This is a genomic window from Lactiplantibacillus sp. DA1, from assembly GCF_032681335.1.
Classification (GTDB): Bacteria; Bacillota; Bacilli; order Lactobacillales; family Lactobacillaceae; genus Lactiplantibacillus.
On the sequence record NZ_JAWHTQ010000001.1, the window covers coordinates 62,917 to 84,010 of the forward strand.

The 21,094-nt window shown below is 44.0% G+C and carries 16 protein-coding genes; 5 read left to right on the forward strand and 11 right to left on the reverse strand.

The annotated features are described in order from the left end of the window. Positions 1–21: 21 nt before the first annotated feature. The gene (locus tag RXV91_RS00295) at positions 22–600 is read right to left on the reverse strand and encodes a xanthine phosphoribosyltransferase (protein WP_316438210.1); all 579 of its coding nucleotides are present in this window, start codon (positions 598–600) and stop codon (positions 22–24) included. A 50-nt stretch (positions 601–650) separates the two neighbouring features. After that, positions 651–1,280, reverse strand: coding sequence for a glycoside hydrolase family 73 protein (locus tag RXV91_RS00300; protein WP_316438211.1), 630 nt, complete (start codon positions 1,278–1,280; stop codon positions 651–653). A gap of 211 nt (positions 1,281–1,491) precedes the next feature. Between RXV91_RS00300 and RXV91_RS00305 the strand changes: the two genes are divergently transcribed. Then, a complete protein-coding gene (locus RXV91_RS00305) occupies positions 1,492–2,466 on the forward strand; it encodes a Gfo/Idh/MocA family oxidoreductase (protein WP_316438212.1) in 975 nt (324 codons plus the stop codon). A gap of 147 nt (positions 2,467–2,613) precedes the next feature. Here the strand turns inward: RXV91_RS00305 and RXV91_RS00310 are convergent, their stop codons facing one another. Next, entirely contained in the window at positions 2,614–3,528 is a 915-nt protein-coding gene (locus RXV91_RS00310; protein WP_316438213.1) for a prenyltransferase, read from the reverse strand. Between the two features lie 140 nt (positions 3,529–3,668). Between RXV91_RS00310 and RXV91_RS00315 the strand changes: the two genes are divergently transcribed. Next, positions 3,669–4,646 (forward strand): polyprenyl synthetase family protein, encoded by a 978-nt coding sequence (locus RXV91_RS00315; RefSeq protein WP_316438214.1) that lies wholly within the window; start codon positions 3,669–3,671, stop codon positions 4,644–4,646. 175 nt (positions 4,647–4,821) lie between these two features. Further along, the gene (locus RXV91_RS00320; RefSeq protein ID WP_316438215.1) at positions 4,822–5,796 is read left to right on the forward strand and encodes a L,D-transpeptidase family protein; all 975 of its coding nucleotides are present in this window, start codon (positions 4,822–4,824) and stop codon (positions 5,794–5,796) included. Between the two features lie 246 nt (positions 5,797–6,042). Here the strand turns inward: RXV91_RS00320 and cydC are convergent, their stop codons facing one another. The 4 genes from cydC to RXV91_RS00340 form a co-directional block, all read right to left on the reverse strand. Then, on the reverse strand, positions 6,043–7,794 hold the full coding sequence (gene cydC, locus RXV91_RS00325; RefSeq protein ID WP_316438216.1) for a thiol reductant ABC exporter subunit CydC: 1,752 nt from the start codon (positions 7,792–7,794) through the stop codon (positions 6,043–6,045). Further along, entirely contained in the window at positions 7,794–9,527 is a 1,734-nt protein-coding gene (gene cydD / locus RXV91_RS00330; protein ID WP_316438217.1) for a thiol reductant ABC exporter subunit CydD, read from the reverse strand. Before cydD ends, cydC begins: the two co-directional genes overlap by 1 nt. A 128-nt stretch (positions 9,528–9,655) precedes the next feature. Then, positions 9,656–10,651, reverse strand: coding sequence for a cytochrome d ubiquinol oxidase subunit II (gene cydB, locus RXV91_RS00335; RefSeq protein ID WP_316438218.1), 996 nt, complete (start codon positions 10,649–10,651; stop codon positions 9,656–9,658). Next, positions 10,644–12,083: a cytochrome ubiquinol oxidase subunit I gene (locus RXV91_RS00340; RefSeq protein WP_316438219.1), complete on the reverse strand. Its 1,440-nt coding sequence runs from the start codon at positions 12,081–12,083 to the stop codon at positions 10,644–10,646. Before RXV91_RS00340 ends, cydB begins: the two co-directional genes overlap by 8 nt. Before the next feature lie 423 nt (positions 12,084–12,506). On the opposite strand from RXV91_RS00340, the gene RXV91_RS00345 reads away from it, so the two are divergent. Continuing rightward, complete coding sequence (locus RXV91_RS00345; protein WP_316438220.1) at positions 12,507–15,224, forward strand: serine aminopeptidase domain-containing protein; 2,718 nt, start codon at positions 12,507–12,509, stop codon at positions 15,222–15,224. Positions 15,225–15,295: 71 nt separating this feature from the next. After that, positions 15,296–15,472 carry a hypothetical protein gene (locus RXV91_RS00350; RefSeq protein WP_316438221.1) on the forward strand — a complete coding sequence of 59 codons (177 nt, stop codon included), beginning with the start codon at positions 15,296–15,298 and terminating at the stop codon, positions 15,470–15,472. 107 nt (positions 15,473–15,579) lie between these two features. Here the strand turns inward: RXV91_RS00350 and RXV91_RS00355 are convergent, their stop codons facing one another. From RXV91_RS00355 to RXV91_RS00370, 4 genes are all read right to left on the reverse strand, one after another. Next, positions 15,580–16,161 (reverse strand): ECF transporter S component, encoded by a 582-nt coding sequence (locus RXV91_RS00355; protein ID WP_316438524.1) that lies wholly within the window; start codon positions 16,159–16,161, stop codon positions 15,580–15,582. A gap of 209 nt (positions 16,162–16,370) precedes the next feature. Beyond that, entirely contained in the window at positions 16,371–17,798 is a 1,428-nt protein-coding gene (locus RXV91_RS00360; protein ID WP_316438222.1) for an amino acid permease, read from the reverse strand. A gap of 506 nt (positions 17,799–18,304) precedes the next feature. Continuing rightward, positions 18,305–19,276, reverse strand: a complete 972-nt coding sequence (locus RXV91_RS00365; RefSeq protein WP_021730680.1) for an AEC family transporter — start codon at positions 19,274–19,276, stop codon at positions 18,305–18,307. Between the two features lie 41 nt (positions 19,277–19,317). Next, positions 19,318–20,961 (reverse strand): malolactic enzyme, encoded by a 1,644-nt coding sequence (locus RXV91_RS00370; protein WP_316438223.1) that lies wholly within the window; start codon positions 20,959–20,961, stop codon positions 19,318–19,320. Between the last annotated feature and the right edge of the window lie 133 nt (positions 20,962–21,094).

The following is a 21,094-nucleotide window of genomic DNA, read 5'->3' on the forward strand; positions in this document are numbered from 1 at the left end:
CCCCGCTTTCTTAGCTTAATCCTAGTCCTCCGAAGCAAAGTGCACCCGATCACCATCAAATGATGTAATCTGTGCTAATGATTCTAATCGGACACCTCGGTCAGCAATCAATTGATGACCAGTTTGGAAGACCTTTTCAATCACGATCCCGACCCCAGCGATTTTGACGTGGGCCTTATCACAAATCTCAAACATTCCTTGAACAGCTTGACCATTGGCTAAGAAGTCATCAATTAACAAGACTTGATCATCCGCCTGTAAGAACTTTTTCGCAATCGAGATATGGTTAGACGTCTTCTTGGTGTAAGAATACACTTCAGCAGTATACAAATCATCAATTAACGTCACCGACTTGTGCTTACGTGCAAACACGACGGGCACGTGCAGCGCTAACCCAGCCATGACTGCCGGCGCAATTCCTGATGATTCCACCGTCAAGATTTTAGTTACACCTGCATCTTGAAATAAATGGGCAAATTCTGTTCCCATGGCAAACATTAAGTCAGGATCAACTTGATGATTCAAAAAGCCATCCACTTTCAATACTTCACCGGGAAGCACCCGACCATCTTTCAAAATACGTTCTTCAAGTTCTCGCATAGTACCCTCCTAGAATTATAACCGACATTAAAATATTGCAATTAGTTTGATTACTTTCTATCATACCGTTGTAAGTCATATTTTTGAATAATATTAATTAATTTTTGTGCATAACTTGGGTCAGTGGCATAGCCAGCCGTCTGTAATGCTTGGGCCGCCGTCTGATAATCAGTGGCTTTAATAACTGCGGCGTAGTGCTGAGAATCCCAAGTCGTTCCGTAGGCTAATTTTTTGGCATGATCCACAAGCGACGCGTGCCAACTGTCGTAAACGGCAAAGCGGCGTTTAACTGTGTGATAGGCACCATCATAATATTCTTGCGTCGTCATCAAGCGACCCGATGCGGACTTAACACCAAACAAATTATTATTTTCAGTCGCATTGGTGCTTTGACCCCAATCTGACTCTAAGATGGCTTGACTCAGTGTGATGCTCGCCAAGACATGATATTGTTGGTCGAGTTGTTGGGCAGCCGGAACTAATTTCTTAATAAACGCAGTATGCGTCGTTGTTGGTGCTGTCGTCACTTGTGATTTAGCCGCCCAATTCTGTTGAATATACCAGACCATACCAACCATTGCCGTAATGACTAATAAGATATTGACCCATTGGAGGCGCCCTTTTTTAACAAATAATTGTGACCGCTGCTTTCGACGCGGTCGCCGACGCTTAACTGCCATGTTACGCCCCCCTTCCCGGTCATCACCTGACACCTTGTGTTTGTTAATCGGTGTCATGAATCATATACTAAATAATCACTGGCACATTACTGATCACACTCTATTCTACCGACTTCTGAATTAATTTTACATGATTATCCAGCGCCAATTCTTTATTTTTTTGCTAAAATGTAAGTGTTCACATTCGATTAATTCTAGGAGGAATCTTTTAATGTCGAAAACTTATCGCTGGGCCATCGTCGGCCTTGGTAACATCGCACACAGTTTCGTTAAATATTTCAATCAGCCTGATGGAGAAATCTACGCTGTTTGTTCGCGTTCACAGGAAAAGGCGAGTGCCTTTGCAGCCGAGCACAATATTTCTAAGGCCTATGGCAATTTAGCCGATTTACTGGCTGACGAGCAAGTTGACATCGTTTACGTTGCAACACCTCATAACTATCACATCGACACGATTCTGCCCGCCTTACGCGCTGGTAAACACGTGCTCAGCGAAAAGGCGATCACCATGTCTAGTAACCAACTCGCCATTGCCAAAGAAGTCGCCGCTAGCAACCATCTAATTCTAGCAGAAGCCATGACGCTCTATCATATGCCACTGTATGAGAAACTCCATGATTTTGCTGCCGAACGTCATCTAGGTGATTTAAAGATGATCCAAGCTAGTTTTGGAAGCTTCAAAGAGCCTGACCCCACCAATCGCTTCTTTAATCCCGACTTGGCCGGTGGTGCTCTGCTGGACATCGGCGTTTACGCCCTTGCCTTCGTTGAAGAATTCTTGACTGCTAAGCCATACATTACTGGGACGACCATGCACCGATTCAGTAGTGGCGTCGACGAGTCCTCAACAATCACGTTACGGAATGCCAACGATGAACTGGCAACCATCGCCTTAACTTTCCGAGCCAAGATGCCTAAGCGAGGAATTGTAGCGTACGAAAATGGCTACTTTACCGTTGATACTTACCCACGTGCTGACAGTGCCACTTTCACGGATAATGCGGGACACACTGAGACCATTACGGCTGGTGACAGCACTAACGCCATGAATTATGAAATTGCTGATATGCAAAAAATGGTTGCTGGCAAACTTCACAATACAAGTCTTGCCAAAACAACCGACGTCATGGATGTCATGACCGCCGCTCGCGCGCAGTGGGATTACCGCTATCCCTTTGAAGACTAGTCCCTAACTTTATTTAAAAGCAGCCTGAATACCGTGCGATGCCACGATTTTCAGGCTGCTTTTTGCAGTGTTTTAGGATTGCTAGTACGCAATATTGTTAAGACTAATATTGCAACTACTTTAAATTAAAACGCACTCACCAAGAAATTAATTAAAAATCAAGCCCAAGCCCATAAAGACAATAAAAGAAAGACAGATCAACGTTGCATTTTTGATTGAAATCGTGAAGGTCTCGCGTTTGACTTGCCTGTGCATGAAAACCCGCGTATTTTTCCAGACCGGAATGATACTGATTAACGTCAATAGACTCAGTTTGGGGAGTACCCCCATGAAAACAGCCATCACCAAACAAGCGTATCCAGCCACGTAGCTCCAGGCAAACACTTGGAGCATTACTGGTTTACCAAGATAATACAAAATCGTATGCCGGCCCAGCGCAATGTCTTCATCCATATCACAAATATTATTAGCTAACATAATGTTGGAAATTGCAAAAATCGCCAAGCCTGAAGCAATCAAAACAGCAAGTGTTGACTGCCACGTGATAGCAGCTGTGTCATAAGTATTAATAAAAACGGCAATCCAAAAAATCATGAAACCCATCGTAAAACCAGAGAAGAACTCACCGAATGGGCCTTGTGAAATCGGCTTGGGACCGCCGGCGTAAAAGTAACCAACCGCATATGAATACAAGCCCATCCATAATAATGGCAACCCTGTTTGGGTCACTAACCATAGCCCGATAATCAGGGAAATTCCTGCTAACCCAAATGTAATCGTTCGTGCCTGGCTAATCGAGATTTGATTGACACCGACCACGTTAGTTTCCTGCAAAAACTCTTGGTTGTCGTCATTACGAGGCGCGTGTAGAAAATCTTGATAATTATCATTCGCATTAGTCGCCATGTGGAAAAGTGACGAGGCAATAAAAAATAGCAATAAATACCCAAGATGCAACTGATGATAATTATAATAAGCGTACATACTCCCCAAAACGAACGGTAACACGCTCGCAATCAATGATTTAATTTCAACAAATTCAAGAAACACTTTTGGCTTCAATGATTTACACCATCCTTTTGTTTGACAACCTTACTAGTTATTTGTACCTTTAATGTAGATTGTATTTTAGAATGTGACTGGCTGCAAGTGTTGGCGTCAAAACGCCCCGGAGCCATCTCAAAAAAACGGGGGATCTCATCATGATGCAAACCATTTGGCAACCAGAAAGCCTTATCGCACAAGAATTAGCAGCTTTAAAGCCATACCTAGCTACCAACGTAAAAATTAATAATGCGGCCATTAACGACCGGGTTCACGACTTACTCGCAGCGGGTGGCAAGTTTTTGCGTCCTGGCTTCTTTTACTTATTTAGTCAGTTTGGACCGGACCATGACACGACTCGTTTACGAGCCGGTGCTGCAGCTATGGAGTTACTGCATGTGGCTACCTTGATTCACGATGATGTGATTGATGAGTCACCCGAACGGCGCCACGTCACGACAATTCACCAAGATTATGGTCAACGCAACGCCATCTATGCTGGTGACTTGCTATTCACTTGCTATTTCGATCAGGTTTTAATTGCTGCTAAAAGTGCTGACGACGTCAAGGTTAATACCGCCGCCATGCGGTCAATCCTCCAAGGTGAGCTTGACCAGATGGCACATAACTTCGATCCAACAACGACGGTTGATGACTACTTAACGATTGCTCGTGGTAAAACGGCCCGTTTATTCAGCCTGAGCTGTGAACAAGGGGCGCACTTTGCCGGGGCCCCCGCAAACGTTGTTAAATTAGCACAACAAATTGGCGAACGCATGGGACTAGCCTATCAAATGCTTGACGACGTCCTCGATTATGCCGGTGATGAGGCCTTAACTCAAAAACCAGTCCTTAATGATCTCCGTGACGGTGTTTATTCATTGCCCCTGATCTATGCCCTAACAGTGGAGCCCCAATTAGCGGAACAATTGCCGCAACTGGGAGACCATATCAACAATGAGCAGTTACTAACAATTCGCGATCAAGTCATTGCGTTAGGTGGCGTTACTCAGGCTCAACAGTTGGCTACCCATTATACGAAAACTGCGCTCAACTTAATTGACCAACTTCCGACTGGCGAAACGCAACAAACTTTACGCCGGTTAGTCACCGAATTACTAGTTCGCAATCATTAATCAACCAACAAACTCGATCAGCTCGCTAAGGTCATCAGGTTACTTTGACGAGCTGATTTTTTAGCATGGTTACAAGCATATTAAAAAGTTAGCCATTTCACCAAAATAAATTGTATTATAGTATTTGTATAAATGTTGTAATAACAGGGGATATTTTTTATTTAGGAGGACATTCATGAAAAGAATTGCTAAGCGCTTGCTGGGGAGCGTACTAATGATTGCATCAATCACGATGCTAAGCGCTGTCTCTGCGCACGCCAGTACTTACTATCATCGTACACCAACTCGGGCAACCGCTAAAAGGGCCTATTATACAACGGACACCAAATCGCATACGTTTAGGGCCAATGGTAATTATAATCGGTGGACATTCAAGTCCAATCATGACTTGAAGAATTATCGCAACACCGTCTGGACGACGACTCAGCAAACTGACATTATTATGCACGGCAAAAAAGTGCGTTACTACTGGGTTCATAACAGTAAGAATGGGGCTACCGGTTGGATTTGGAGTGGCTACTTAAAGCCAGTCAAGTCTAAAGCCACCCCATCTGAAGCAACACTAGTCTCCAGAATGAAAGTCGCTAAAAAAGCTCAGCAGATCGTCACGGTGATTCAAAATGGCTCGTCCACAGCTACTCTTAGACTCTGGCAAAAAACCAATCGTGGTTGGAAAAACACACTAACTTCAGCAAGTCGTATCGGGGCTGCCGGGATTGGCAATTCCCATGAAGGCAGCAGTACCACTCCCAAAGGCGTCTATCATTTAAGCTTTGCATTTGGTAAAGCCGCCAGTGCCAAAACTAGTGGCATGGCTTATCGGCAAATCAAACAAAATTCATACTGGATTGAAGATCTGAACGACCATCAATATAACACCTGGCAGAATCGCAAATGGGCCAACAATAAAAACGAGCATCTGATTAACTATACTAAGGCTGCGCCCCATAATCAGTATCAGTTAGCGATTGTGATGGACAATCACGGTCAACGTAATGGCTCTGGCTTCTTTATTCATGTCAAGAACCAATGGGCGACAGCCGGTTGCGTCTCAATCAATTATAGTGATGTCCGGACTTTACTCAGCCGCTTAGGCACGAAGGCTTACGTGGTCGACGTTCAAAATTCGGCTCAATTAAAATATTACTAACTCGTCGAACCAAAAATAACGATTAGTACACGCTAAAAAGGACTAGGTCCATGAAGCCCCTATAAGTATTAGATTAATTGAATCTAATACTTATAGGGACCCTTCAGCAAAGACCTAGTCCTTTTTAGTGTCTAAAATCAGCTATTTTAATAGCAATGAGCACAAGCTAGACCACACAATGATACAAATCAACTTTCACAATCAAAATAAGCACTTGAGCACACTTGCCAACTACTTGACCAGTTATTAATCAGCATCATCACGTCCTTGATCTAAATCATAAAGGCGTTTAAATCGTGGCGCACTCGCATACAACTCGCTCGGCGTGCCGGCCATATCAAACTTGCCGTCTTCCAGGAAGCGCACCTGATCAACATGGTTAACACCTGCCAAATGATGTGTGACCCACAGAATCGTCTTATCGTGCAATACTCGGAACACCGTTGTGAGCAGATGAGCCTCAGTAATCGGATCAAGACTAACAGTCGGCTCATCCAAAATAATAATGGGTGCATCTTGCAATAAGATCCGGGCTAACGCTAACCGTTGACGTTCACCGCCAGAGAAACGCGCGCCGCCTTCTTCCACGACTGTCTCGTAGCCATCCGATAATGTTGCGATCAACGGTTCCAATTCAACTGCTCTCAGCGCAGCTTTAACTTGTTCATCCGTTGCCTGTAAATTGCCCATGCGCACATTATTCATAATCGTGGTATTGAATAAGTATGGCTGTTGATCTAAGACACCAAACAACTGAGCCCGCTGATTTTGTAACCGTGCAACCGGGACATCGTTCAATTGAACCGTTCCGACATCCGGTGTCAAATCACCTAAAATTAATTTAAGCAAAGTACTCTTACCTGTTCCGGAAGGACCTAACAATGCTAACTTCTCACCAGCTTTTAAGGTCAGATTCAGGCCATCAAAAATTGAGTGGCCCCCTTCCGTGTATTTAAAGTCAAGGTCAGCAATCCGCAAAACTTGAAACGGTTCCGTTAAGACCGTCTGATCATGAGCATCTTCAGGTGCCGTATCTAACGCATTCACCCGTTTGATTGACCGTTGATAGCTTGGCCATTCACTAACACCCTGACTGACAGACTGCATTGCATCAACTAACGGAAAGACGGAAAGTACAAAAGCCGCGATCCAATTAGAACTAGCTGCATTCGTCGTCCAGTAAAAACTACTCCAAACCAGTAATGCTAAACAGATCACCCCAAAGATGATTTGAATCGTAAAGTCACGCCACCATTGGAAGCGGTGATCCTGCTTGCGTAATGCTGCAATGGCTTCGATTGGTTTAGTCTGCCGTTCATAAAAATCAGTTTGCCGGCCTGCTATCAACCAATCACCCAGTCCCATGACTGAATCTGTCAACTGGGTATAAAAGCCCTGTTGAATTTGGCGACTATGCGATTCACGCGCCCCGTTCAATAAGACTGACCACAGTGGCATCACCACAACGACCAACCCTAACATTAATAACATCAGTAACCCGAACCACCAACTGAAATAACCGAGGCCAATCACAATAATTACCGTCATGAGCCACGCAATTACCGTTGGAAAAACAGTTCGTAAATACAAGTTCTCAATATGGTCAATGTCATCCGCTAAAATACTGAGAACATCGCCAGTCTGGAAGTTCTGACGAATCGCTACCGCATGCTTGGCAACTGCTTGATACAATTTCTTTCGAAAATCCGACACGATCCGTAATACCCAATTGTGACTAGTAATTCGTTCCGCGTAACGAAACGCGGGCCGCCCAATCCCAAACGCCCTTGTCAGAACGATTGGAACGTAGATCATCAGAATATTATACGGGTGTCGTGCGGCCTTACTGATTAAATAACCAGAGTTGAACATCAACGCTGAACCACAGAAAAATGTCATGAGGCCCAGGAACAAGGTCAACACCAGTAATTTTTTGTACTTTCGCAAATACGGCATGACCCAAGTATCATTTTTAAAGGTTGCTAAAAAATTTTTCATTAGATCGCACCTACCATTTCATCACGTAACCGAACATAAGCCCCGTCATGAGCGGCTAATTCTGCCGGCGTGCCTTGTTCAACAATTTGACCATGGTCCATCACCAACACGTAATCCATCTGATTGATCCAGTGTAATCGGTGCGTCGCAAAGAAGACTAAGTGGTCATTGAGGACGGGTAAAATCGTTGTTTTCAACTCTGCCTCGGTCTCAATATCTAAGTGAGCCGTGGGTTCATCGAATAATAAAACACGCCGTGAGTCATCAAGGAAGGCCCGAGCTAAAGCAATGCGCTGCGCCTGACCACCACTCACGCCACGTGAGCCCTCGCCAATCGGTGTATCTAAGCCAGCCGGTAACGTCGCAATCCACGCGCTCAAGCCCGCTTTTTCAGCAGCTTGCTCAATCGCTACACGCGATGCAGCTGGTTGGTAAAAGGCTAAATTTTCAGCCAAAGTCGCGTGAAATAAATAAGGATTCTGTGGAATATAGAAGAAACTCTGCTGCCAAGCCTCCTGACTTAAATGGGCAATTGTTTGACCATTTACTTGAATCTGTCCCTGCTCAGCAACTGGCGTTAGGAAACCACCTAACAAGTTGATTAACGTTGACTTACCAGACCCCGAAGCACCAATAATCCCAATCCGTTGATAACCATGTACATCAATATTAATGTGTTGCAAGGCCAGCTGCTTATCATCATAACTAAAATCAACATCGTGTAGACTTAACGTACTATCTGCGTGCCATTCAACCGCCTTAGTTCCTAGTTGCTGACGCTCAGTTGGAACTGGCAATGCCAACATTCTTTGGACATCGGCGAATGCATTCTTACCATTTAACGTCGCGTGATAATCGTTGGCAAATGTCCGCAATGGTAAGAAATAGTCCGGAGACAAGACTAAAATAACTAGTGCTGGTAGTAACGTAATTGTGCCGTTGATGAGACCAAATCCTAGGAATACAGCCACCACTGCAATCGATAACGTCGTAAAGAAATCCAAGGCAAAAGTTGATAGCATCGCGATTTTAATAACCGCCATCGTTTGCTTACGGTAACCTTCACTGACCTGATAAACGTTGTCAGCATACCGTTTGCTCAGCCCTAACTGCTTTAAGGTTGGTAAACCGCGCAGCGTATCAACAAAGTGGTTTGACATGCGCTGATAACCAACATATTGTTTATCAGCCTTTGCTTGGGCGGCGTAGCCTAAAATAATCATGAATAGAATAATTAACGGAAAAATGGCTAATAGAAAAAGGGCCTCGCGCCAACGTAACCACGCAATATAAATCAAAATAATCCACGGAATAATCATCATATCAATGACTTTGATAACAACTAGCATCAAGTACGTCTGAACTTTATCGATACCTTCAAGGGCGGTTGTGACCACATTGCCAGTCCCAGTCTTAGCCACGTAACTGGGACCTAGTCGGTATAACTTCTGCATCACTTGGCGCCGTAAATCCCCGGTTGTCCGTTCAACTAACGGATACATGACTCGATTTTTAACAACAACCAATAATTGGCGTCCTATCCAGGCCAATGCAAACCATAGCATGGGCTGACTGATCGATGCCAGTGAATGTAAATGCCATAAGCCAACAATGGCCACTGATAAATAATAGGCTTGAAAGACAATACAGACACCTTCAATGATTGCCAGTAAAGCTAGAACGGTGGCTGCTCGGCGCATTCCTGGTAGTTTAAATAACGCTGGATCAAACAAATCCGATCCCTCCCTGCTTAAAATGAACGGGGTCGCACCTTGGCACTTGGCCAAGGTCGCGACCCCGTTGGTGCTGTTGAGTTAATTGTACCACCGCACCTATAATGCTGTCGTCATCAGCATTTAAATTACGATGCCAATCGTTTGTAGAAGACCCAATAACTCCAAATAAAGTAAATCAACATAATCGGTAATACCGACAATGAGATGACTGTCATCAGGTGTAATGTGTACGGCGAGTTAGACGCATCTTTAATGAGAATACTGTAAGCCGAATTATTGGCAACCATTACTCGTGGGAATAATCCATTGAACAAGAGGACTACCACGTCAATTAATGACAACCCACTACTAATAAATGACAACCACTCATGGTTACCATAGACACCCCAAGTTGCTAATACCGTTAAGGCTACTAAGGCTATCACTAAAATCGTCGTTGAGATTGGCTTTTTGGTAAAGAAATCAGTATTGAAGAACAAGAGAATCGCAAAGACCACTTCACCAGCAAATAAGACCCAGTACAATGGTTTGGCCCATTGAAGTGCCCGTTCACGCAGCGTGCCAGTTGTCTTCAAGCGAATAAAGTTCAAGCCGTGCAAGTAGCACAGTAACGTCACTGCAACCCCACCGACGATTGAGAATAGGTTCACATAATCGGTAAAATGTGCGGTCATATCGCCGTTGGCATTGATTGGCATTCCCTTAACTAGCGCAGTGAACATCATGCCAAACAGGAAGGCGGCAAAGAAACTGCCTAAAGCGGCGGCCCATTCCCAGAAATTACGACCAGCGTCACTTTCCATCCGACTTCGGAATTCAAATGACACGCCCCGCATAATAAGCGCAACTAAAATCAATAACAAAATGAGATAGAATCCTGAGAATAAGGAAGCATACCACATTGGAAACGACGCAAACATTGCCCCACCAGCAGTAATCAACCACACTTCATTGGCATCCCAATGAGGGCCAATCGTATGAATCACAACATCGCGCTCAGCGCGCGTCTGGGCTAAACTCTTAATGGTCATGCCGACCCCAAAGTCAAAACCTTCAAGGAAGAAGAAACCACTGAACAAAACGCCCACCAGAATAAACCATAAGAATTGTAGATTACTCATGACTGAACGCCTCCTTACCATAAGGATCATACGGTGCGTCATCACTAGCTTGTAGTAAATCATCAGGGCCTTGATGTAAGGCACGCCGTGATAACACGATCATCACAATGCCTAAACCACTGAACAAGCAGAAGTACACGATATTAGAAATTAATAACGAGGCCACACTAACATTTGGTGAGACGGCATCCGCAATTGTCAACAGACCATAAACAACCCATGGATAACGACCTAATTCGGTAATTAACCACCCAGCCGTGTTGGCAGCGAATGGTAAGAACGTACAGATACCGAGAATCCACAGGAACCAACGCTGCCGTTCAATCAGTGTTGACTTAGCACGATTGCAGTACAAGCCAATAATGGCGATGAGGGCAAAGAGTCCACCGGCCACGGTCATCACCCGAAAACTCCAGAAGAGTGTCTTGGTTGGGACATAGTAGTTCATATCCTTGCCAAATTTCTTATCATACTTGGCATGTAATTCTTTATTAAGGGTATTTTGACCCTTAACGTTACCAGACAATTTATGATAGCTTAAAATATCTAACACATACGGGATTTCAATCGACCAGTTGGCCTTATGGTTCTTGGTATCCATCCCTTCAATAACTGCCCACGAAGCTGGCGAACCAGAATCCTTGTATAAACCTTCAGTCGCAGCAAACTTCATTGGTTGTTCCTTAATGATATAGCGGGTTTGTAAATCCCCCATCCCAATTACACCGATGGACGCAATCAACCCAACGATCAAACTAACTTTGATCGACTTGCGGAAAAAGGTGACGTTTTTCTTCCTGAGTAATGCAAACGCCGCCATTCCAGCAACCACAAATGAACCGGTCACAAAGGCACCGAATAACACGTGCGGTAATTCATACCAAAGCTGTTCGTTCTTAATAACTGCCGCAAAGCTGGTCATTTGTGCCCGACCAGTCTTGGCATTGATCATAAAACCAACTGGATTTTGCATGAAACTGTTCGCGGCTAAGATCCACATTGCGGAAATCATTGTCCCAATTGACGTTAACCAGATAAACGCACAGTGCAACTTGGCATTAAAACGATCCCAACCAAACATCCATAACCCAATAAACGTGGATTCCATAAAGAAGGCAACTAACGCTTCAATCGCTAGTGGCGCCCCAAAAATGTCACCCATAAACCGTGAATAATCAGACCAGTTCATCCCAAATTGGAATTCTTGTATAATCCCCGTCACGACACCAACGGCAAAACTAAGTAAGAAAATTCGGCCCCAAAATTGTGCCATGTGCTTGTACATGATGTCTTTTTTGACAACATACACCGTTTCCATGATAGCAACAACCAAGGCTAAGCCGATTGATAATGGCACAAAGAAGAAATGAAACACCGTGGTCATCGCGAACTGAAAGCGCGCCAAGGATAAAATACTTAATCCGAGATTCATAATGGTCCCCCCTTTATTAATTTATTCCCTACGAAAGCGGAAACACTTTATTCACCTTTCATAATAGCAAGTGATAAGTGAAATTTCAATCAATCTCAACTTTTATTCCCAAAATAGTCAAAGCCGCTAATTTTCAAGGCCACTATTAGTACAATCACTCGTTTGTAAGTTCACATTTTACTAATTAATTATCGGAGAAAAAAACGAGATGAAGCCCTACCATCACCCATTTTCAAGGGGCAGTAAAAATAATAATTGTGGTTAACCAACTCGAAAATATGTTCATAATATAAACAAATGATGGCGTTATTAAAAAACGATCTGTTTTGAAAAGTTTCGTCTACGAAAACGCAAACAAGGATGCGATGCCGTGCTATATTTTTAAACGTGCAATAGAATAAAACGTTACGAGGAGTATATATCATGAAAAGGAATTCACAACAAACGACCACCGTTGATCATTATAAAATGTTCAAAGATGGCAAACATTGGGTTTACGCGGGAATTACCATTGCGGGGCTCGGCAGTACCTTAATGCTGACCACTAACGCGCTAGCAGCAACGACTACCCCAGTAAGTGCCACAACCACTTCTGCTACCAATGCTCCCGCGAGTGTTGCTAGACTCAGTCAAGCCGCCGGGGCAACGGTGGCTGATTCAAACACAACACTCACCACTTCTGCCAGCCACGTCGACAAGGCAACGACCGATTCCAATAGCAATACGATACCGGGCAGTACTGAGAATCAAGTCAGCACCAGCGCTGCTGATGCTAGTGATACTACCAAGTTAGCTGCTGACCAGGCCACTGTCGGTGATACGATTAGTAGCACAGCAACTAATCGTATCACCGACAGTACTAGTTCGACGGCTACCAGTACCGTTAGTCATGATGAGCAAGCCGCTAGCTCAGCCACTAGTAACGGCAATCAATCCAGTAGTACAACTGCAACCAGGACCGAATCAACCGCTGATACTACCACCACTAAAATGACCACTACGACAAGTGCTAACCCTGATTCGGCCACTACGACGACACCAACTAGTGTTGCGGCCACAAGTGCCGCCAGTGCTGTCACAAGTGACAGTGGTCACGGCTTAATCTATGAAACCAACGACACGACTGGCAACCAAAAAAGTACGGTCACGATTACACAAAGTGGCCCTTACAGTGTGACTTGGAAAAAAGTGACCACCTCTGATAAGACGGACACTACGACGGTCACGTTAGATGCGAGTGACATCGTCGCCGTTGTTAATACGATCAAGGACTTAGCAAATCAAGCCGCAACGCCAGCCGGTCAAGAAAAATTGGCAGCGGCTAAGGCCAAGTTAGCGACAATTCTAACCGAGCTCAAGGAACTTCCAACTGATATTGCCAGTACGATTGTGGGCAATGTGCTTTATCCGATCGTCTTCACTGGAACTGGCTCAGAAGCCCTTTCTAATTTACGAACCGAAATGAACGAACACCGTTATGACATTTCTAACACGTGGGAAGGTCTTGATCCAGTCGCTTACGCTACTGATCGTGCTGCAGCTGAGGAATATTATCCGACGACCGTGACTTGGTGGGACAATGTCACTAAAGAGACTTGGACCCTGCCTGAATATAATGATCCGACTCAAAACGTTCGCGCCTACTACATCCAAAATGGTGACTCCACCAAAACTGTCATCATCGGTCAAGGTTGGACGGAACACGTTGATTGGATCGGCTATGTTTCTAAAATCTGGTATGACATGGGCTATAATGTCTTAATGCCAAGTCAACGGGGCCAGTTCCTAAGTGATGGCGACAATTTGACTTTTGGTTATCAAGACAAGTATGACTGGTTGAACTGGGTCAAGCTGGTCGACGAACGAAACGGTGCCAACAGTCAAGTTGTCTTCTATGGACAATCCTTAGGTGCCGACACCGTGTTAGAAGCAGCCTCAGTTCCTGGCCTTTCAAAATCTGTAAAAGCTGTCGTCGCGGATGCCGGGTACGCCACCTTACCAGAACTGGGTAGTTCGTTGTACACGAAAGCCATCAGCGCCGTTTCTAACGCGCTTCAATCCGTTGGTTTACCAGCCATTACGAGCTTGCCATTTTTATCCTATGATAAAATCGTGGCGGCAATGAACGCACGCTTGATCAAGGAACAAGGCTTTAGTGTCGATGACTTATCAGCAACGGACGCGGCTAGCAAAATTACCGTGCCACTACTTTTAATTCATACACAAGATGATGCTTTTATTCCATATACCCAATCATTAGAATTAGCTGCCGCCAATCATTCGGCTGACCAAGAAGTTTGGATCTTACCAGGAACGGTCGGTGGACACGCTGCGGCCAATAATGCGATTCTCCAATACCGTCAACATTTGTTAGCTTTCTTAACACCACTGTTATCCGTAACAGATGCTGAGGATAAAGCTGTCGATGTTGATCAAGTGCCGGATAACACTAATCAGAACACGACTGACAACCAGACAACTACTGATTCTAAGACACAGGGCAATGGTCTTGCCAGCGGCGCTGATGCCGATGCGAGCGATTCTCAAACGACCACGACCGATGACGCGACGCCTAATAAGGCAACTAGTAATCATCAAGCCAGCGTCGATAACACCACAACTAACGATAATGTAGCTGACACAACCGACAAGACTAAGACCAGTAACGATTCAACGACTGGATATGTTGATTTGACCGACATGGACAATGCAGTGGATAGTGATCCAGAAACAAGCGTGAACGCAACACATTCGACGACCACTAATGCCCAGACACATCCTATCGATCAGAACAGCGTTATCAAAGCCCAGGCCAACGATTCAACTATCAGCGTTGCAAATGCTACGACCAACACTGACTGGTTAGTTAACCACGATGACAGCGGTTCGGCAGTCACGGCTAGTCTGCGTCAAGATTTCAGTGACCATGAAATAAGTGTTTCGACCCCTACAACGGTCACTGCCGCGACAACTGAGACCAGCAATACTGATCTGGTCTCCGTCTCTTCACCGGCTACCAAAGCCACGGCCAGTCTCCCACAAACAAGCGAGACAACTCAGTCATGGCTAGGTGCGCTAGGTGCCGGTCTCCTAGCCATAATAACTGGCCTTTGGGCCCACATTCGGCGACGTTTTAATTAGTCAACTTTTACCAGCACAATTTGTCAATGTGGTATCCTTAATAAAACTATTGTGAGAAAAGAGGAATCACCATGGACATTGGTACACAAGTGACATTCGTCTTGGAAGGTCAAACTTATACGGGAACAATTACGAAAAGTTACACTAATTCGTATCTAATTGCTTTTACAAGTCCTGATCCCGTCATCGTTGATAAGTATCACAACAAAGTAATTATTAGTCAGAAAAAAGTTCAGCTTGTTAAATAGCAGTTATCAAACAGCCACCGCCAGAAATATCAATTTCCGGCGGTGGCTGTTTGATCTTTTAAATTGCTCAACTCACAAATCATTGAACTTAACGAGAGTCCTAACAATCATTTTTTAAAGCGTAGTAACGGTGTCCCAATTAGTGGTGTTAAGATTCCAGCCAAAATTGCTTCCGGAATCCCATTAGAGGCAACGATAGTTAACAAATATGGCATTAGCTTACTCAAATTAACTTGATAAAAACCAGCAGCTTGGTGACTATACAATAATCCAATCAAACCTAAGACTAGAATCGTATTGACTAACGCACCTGCCACACCTGCCAAGGTCAACCCCAGCACTTTTTGATGCCGCTTTTGAAACCAAATAAAAATCCAACCAGCAACTAACCCAACTAGAATCCGTGGAATGACTGAAATCAACGGATTAGTAAATACAATTGGTGCTAACGGACTGGTCGGCGCCACAAACGCTCGAATCCATGCGATTAGCCCCCATGCTCCCCCAATAATAGCGCCATCTCGTGGCCCTAAAACAACGGCCGCAATAATGACCGTCACGTGAATCGTCGTAATACTCAATCCTGGTAATGGAATATAGCCAAAAAATGGAACAATATTTTGAATGATCACAATGGCCATTAGTACCGCTAATACACTGATATGATAGGCGTTTGAACGTCTTTGCATCATCAGCCACCTCAATTCTCTTTACCTTATAAATTACGCGCTTAATTATAGCATACCCCCACGATAAACGTAGGGGCAAAAAAGCTGGACAAAACTAATCATGCTCAGTTCACTTAAGCATCCGAGCATAGTTTTTCTATCAAAATTATCGAAACGTACGCCCAAAGGTTGCTTGCAAGCAGACTACCTTTGGGCGCACGTTCAATTAATTATGATTTCTCTTCTTTATTACGCAGACCCGCGCGAATTCGGGAATGCCGATAACTATAAGCGAAGTAAATTACGATACCAATCGCTAGCCAAACACCAAACATGTGCCACGTGAATGCTTGTAAATTCAACATGAGATAAATGCACGCCAGAAATGAGACGATTGGCAGTACTGGATAAAATGGCACTTTAAACGAACTGTCAATTTGCTGTAGCGTTTCGTGACGGCGCAGGAAGACAACGCCAATCGAGACCATAGCGAATGCAAATAGCGTTCCAATATTAACTAATTCGGCAATTTTATCCAACGGAATCACCGCTGCAAAAATACTGGCAATTATTCCAAAGATCCATGTACTTTTAACCGGAACTTTGGTATGCGGACTGACCGTCCGAAACACTTTTGGCAATAACCCATCACGACTAATCGCAAACAGCAGCCGCGTTCCACCATATAACATCACGATCAAGACGGTCGTCATCCCGACAACGGCACCGAGCGAAACGATGCCCGCCGCCCAGTTTTGATGAATAACAGCTAACGCGTAAGCGACTGGGTCACCAACGTTCAGCTTACTATAATGTACGACACCGACCAAAACAGCCGCCATGGCTACGTACAAAATTGAGGCCACTACCAACGAGCCAACAATCCCAATGGGCATATTACGTTTAGGATTCTTAACTTCTTCTGAGGCTGTCGACACGGCGTCAAACCCAATGTACGCGTAGAAAGCCAACGATGCCCCCTTCACTAGGCCATTAACTCCATGGGGCATAAACGGATGATAATTAGCTGGTTTAACAAAGAAAATTGCCACACCGATAAATAGCATAATGACAAGAATCTTAATAATCACCATGATTGAATTGACGCGGGTCGACTCTTGCAGGCCACCCACTAATAATAGTGAAACCGCTAAGACCACCACAAAGGCAATCAAGTTGAACCCAGCGCCACTAGTACCAGCGGTCCCCGCTGCAGCCGACAAGAATGCGGGAAGCTTCAGTCCAAAGCCACTCATTAAATTCTGAAAATAAGATGACCAACTAACGGCTACTGATGAGACTGCAAACAAATACTCGGAGATTAGCGACCAACCTAAGATCCATGCCAGGAATTCACCAAATACCGTATAAACATAAGTATAGGCACTCCCTGCAAGTGGGATAGTCGAAGAAAATTCAGCGTAACATAATGCTGCCAATGAACAAACGACCGCAGCAATTACAAACGAGAGCATCGCTGCTGGTCCGGCATACTTAGCCGCAATAATTCCTGGTGTAATAAAGATCCCGGAACCAACGATCGCCCCGACACCCATCATCGTTAAACTAAACGCACTTAGCGTTTTGGCGAGGCCACCCTTATTAAAATTAGCTGGATTGACTGGTTTCTTAACCAACAATCGTTGTGATGCTTTCATATGGTACGCCTCCTAATCAAAATCTTAATAATACAACGTTGTTAATTCTATTAATTTTTGTGCGATTAGTCAAGTAAATCTAATGATTTCAATTGAATCCTAATCGAATCGTTGCAGGATAGCGTTTTACATCGTTGGTTATTTTAAACAAATTTATTAGCAATTCATAAGATTTACTAATTTTAATTTAACCACATTGTTATTAGAACTCCGATCAATAATCGAGCATGCCGCTAATACACTGTCTTCACATTGGCTAGTTGGTTTGGCACGAATCTTATGATCAAAGACATGCTAGTCCTTTAACCAGCTTAGACTCGTAGCTTTAGGAAGCGGGCTAGGACGCGCATATACTGACACCTTGCAATCTAGCTAACTGGCTCGTTTTAATCATCGTTTATCTTAATCATAACTAGTTAGGTTACCCGCTTGTAATAGTCATACTCACGACTTGTGGTCAAAAAAAGCATTCCGTCTCTCTCAATCGGAATGCTTCTAACAAGTTTTTAGATATATTGAATTAACGTCATTAAGATTGGAACAACTACGATGAACAACACGGTACTCGTTGTCACAATATTCGTTGCGTATTCCACATCACCATGCGCCTCATTAGCCAAAATTGGTAAGACGGCCAACATTGGCGTCGCTGATTGAACGATCAACGTTTGCGATGCTAGTGTTGGGAAGCTGGCGCCTAAGTTACCAGCAACCATCAAGACAAGGATCATGATGATTGGTGACAAGATGAAACGACCAATTAAAGCAACAATCGTATCACGGTCGAACCGAATACTCTTCAGACCAGCATCAGCTAACACGATACCAATATAAATCAATGAAAGTGGTGTGACCAAGTTACCAACGTAAGTTAACGTCGAACTAACGAAGGAAACCTTCATAATTGGAATATTCAACAGTAAGAAAATTAACGCCACTAAGAAACCGACTAACGGCATTGGAATAACTTTCTTCCAGTCAATCTTGTTATGCGTCTTTTCCTTGGATTTCGTTGGGTCATCGTTCGAGATTAAGAAGACCCCGAATGCCCATGTCGAAACAGTGTTGACGATATAGTAAACTAGGAAATACGTCATACTCTTTTCACCAAACAACGCAATGTTCAAAGGTAACCCGATGAAGATCGTGTTGGCGTTAACGACCGCATTAATAAAAATCCCTTTACGGCCTGGACGGACCCGCATGATTTTAACTAATGCAAAGGCAATCAAATAGCCAATAATCACTGCCAAAAATGCGTAAGCTAAGTAACCCGCAAATGAACCTAACTGACCTCGAGTTAACCGGCTCAACACAGAAACAAAAATCGATGCTGGCAAAGCGATATTTTTGATAAATTTAGAAATGGTACCAGCAAACTTATCATCAAACCAACCTGCTCGTCGTAGGACGAAACCTAATATCATAATCAAAACGACAACTAAGACGCTTTGAATTGAATTCCATAAAACTCCCATGTCCTCTTATACCCTCTTACAATTCTCTTATTTTACTAACACTATTTGCTGATGGCCCGGTATTCTGGAACCCACTTCATATCAGCAACTGCTTGCTTAGCATCTGCAATTGGTTCTTTGTTGAGCTTCTGATCAATCACACTTTGAGCCACGACTTCAGCTAATGTTTGTGAAAATTCAGTAATCTTCGCAACGGGTGGCAAGACTGCTGCGCCCGGCTTCGATGTGTCAACGATGCCACCTAATGCGTGGCAGGCTGCTGACAAGGTTTCAGCGTTCAGTACCTTGGCTGTTGAAGCAATCAAACCAAATCCTAAACCAGGGTACATCAAGGCGTTGTTTCCTTGTCCGATTTGGTAAGTGACACCTTTGTATTCAACATCATCAGCTGGAATCCCAGTCGCAACTAAGGCCCGGCCGTCAGTCCATTTGATTAAGTCTTCCGCTTTAGCTTCCGCTAACTTGGTTGGGTTAGAAAGTGGGAAGATGATTGGCCGTTCCGTGTGCGCCGCCATTTCCTTAATGATGCTTTCAGTAAAGGTACCAGGTTGAGTCGATGTCCCAATCATAACGGTTGGGTGGACGGCTTTAACAACGGCTTCCAAGTTGGTTAATTCGTCAGCGTTGCTAAATTCACTCCGTTTGCGCGTGAAGGCCTTTTGGGCTGGGGTTAAGCCTTCCGTGTCGTCAAATAGTAAACCTTGCTTATCAACAGCGTAGAAGTGTTGTTTAGCTTCTGCTTCTGTTAAACCAGCTTGCATCAATTCATCCAAGATTTGGTTGGCAATTCCCATGCCGGCCGTTCCGGCACCAAATGATAAGATTTTTTGGTCCTTGATGCTTTCCTTTGAAATGTTCAATGCGCCTAGGATACCAGCTAAAACAACCATCCCGGTTCCTTGAATATCATCGTTAAAGGTTGCGATTTGATCCTTGTACTTGTCCAAGATTACTTGCGCATTGTCGCGACCGAAATCTTCAAAGTGTAACAATGAATCTGGGAATAATTGTTGTTCAGCAGCAACGAACTTGTCGATCACATCATAGTATTGTTCGCCGGAAACACGCTTGTGACGGTTACCAAGATACAACGGATCGTCTAATAATTTCTGGTTGTTCGTTCCAGAATCGATGCTAACTGGCAGTACTTGTGATGGGTCAATGCCGGCAGCGGCGGTGTAAACCATTAATTTACCAATGGCAATATCAACACCGTTAACCCCCCAGTCACCCATACCAAGAATACCTTCAGCATCCGTAACAACGACTAACCGAATATCACGGCCGTCCGCTGCATTCTTCAAAGTTGCTTCAATATCTTCAGGCGCATCTACGGAAACAAAGGCCGCATTTTGTGGGTCCAAGAACAATTCATTATATTGTTCAATGGAATCAGCAACGACGGGATCATAAACGATTGGCATAAATTCAACCACGTGCTCATCCATCAAATGGAAGAATAGTGTCCGGTTTTCGTTAAAGAGATTCATTAAGAAAATCCGTTGTTCCAAACGACTTGGTTTGCTCTTGAATTGGGCATAAGCTTGGGTCGCTTGGTCATCAATCGTTTGTACCTTACTTGGTAGCGTTCCAGTCAAGCCAAGTGCTTGACGTTCCTCTTTGGTAAAGGCAGTGCCTTTATTTAAGAATGGATTATTTAAAATTTCACTTGCAGTTTTTGTCATTACTGCGGCCTCCTAATAATTAGCATTTTCATCAATTTTCATTGGTAAGAAAAACGTCTTATCAATTTACAAATAATACTGTAACGCCCGTAAAGTGTTATAGTCAAAACTATGCTATGATATAAATATATTA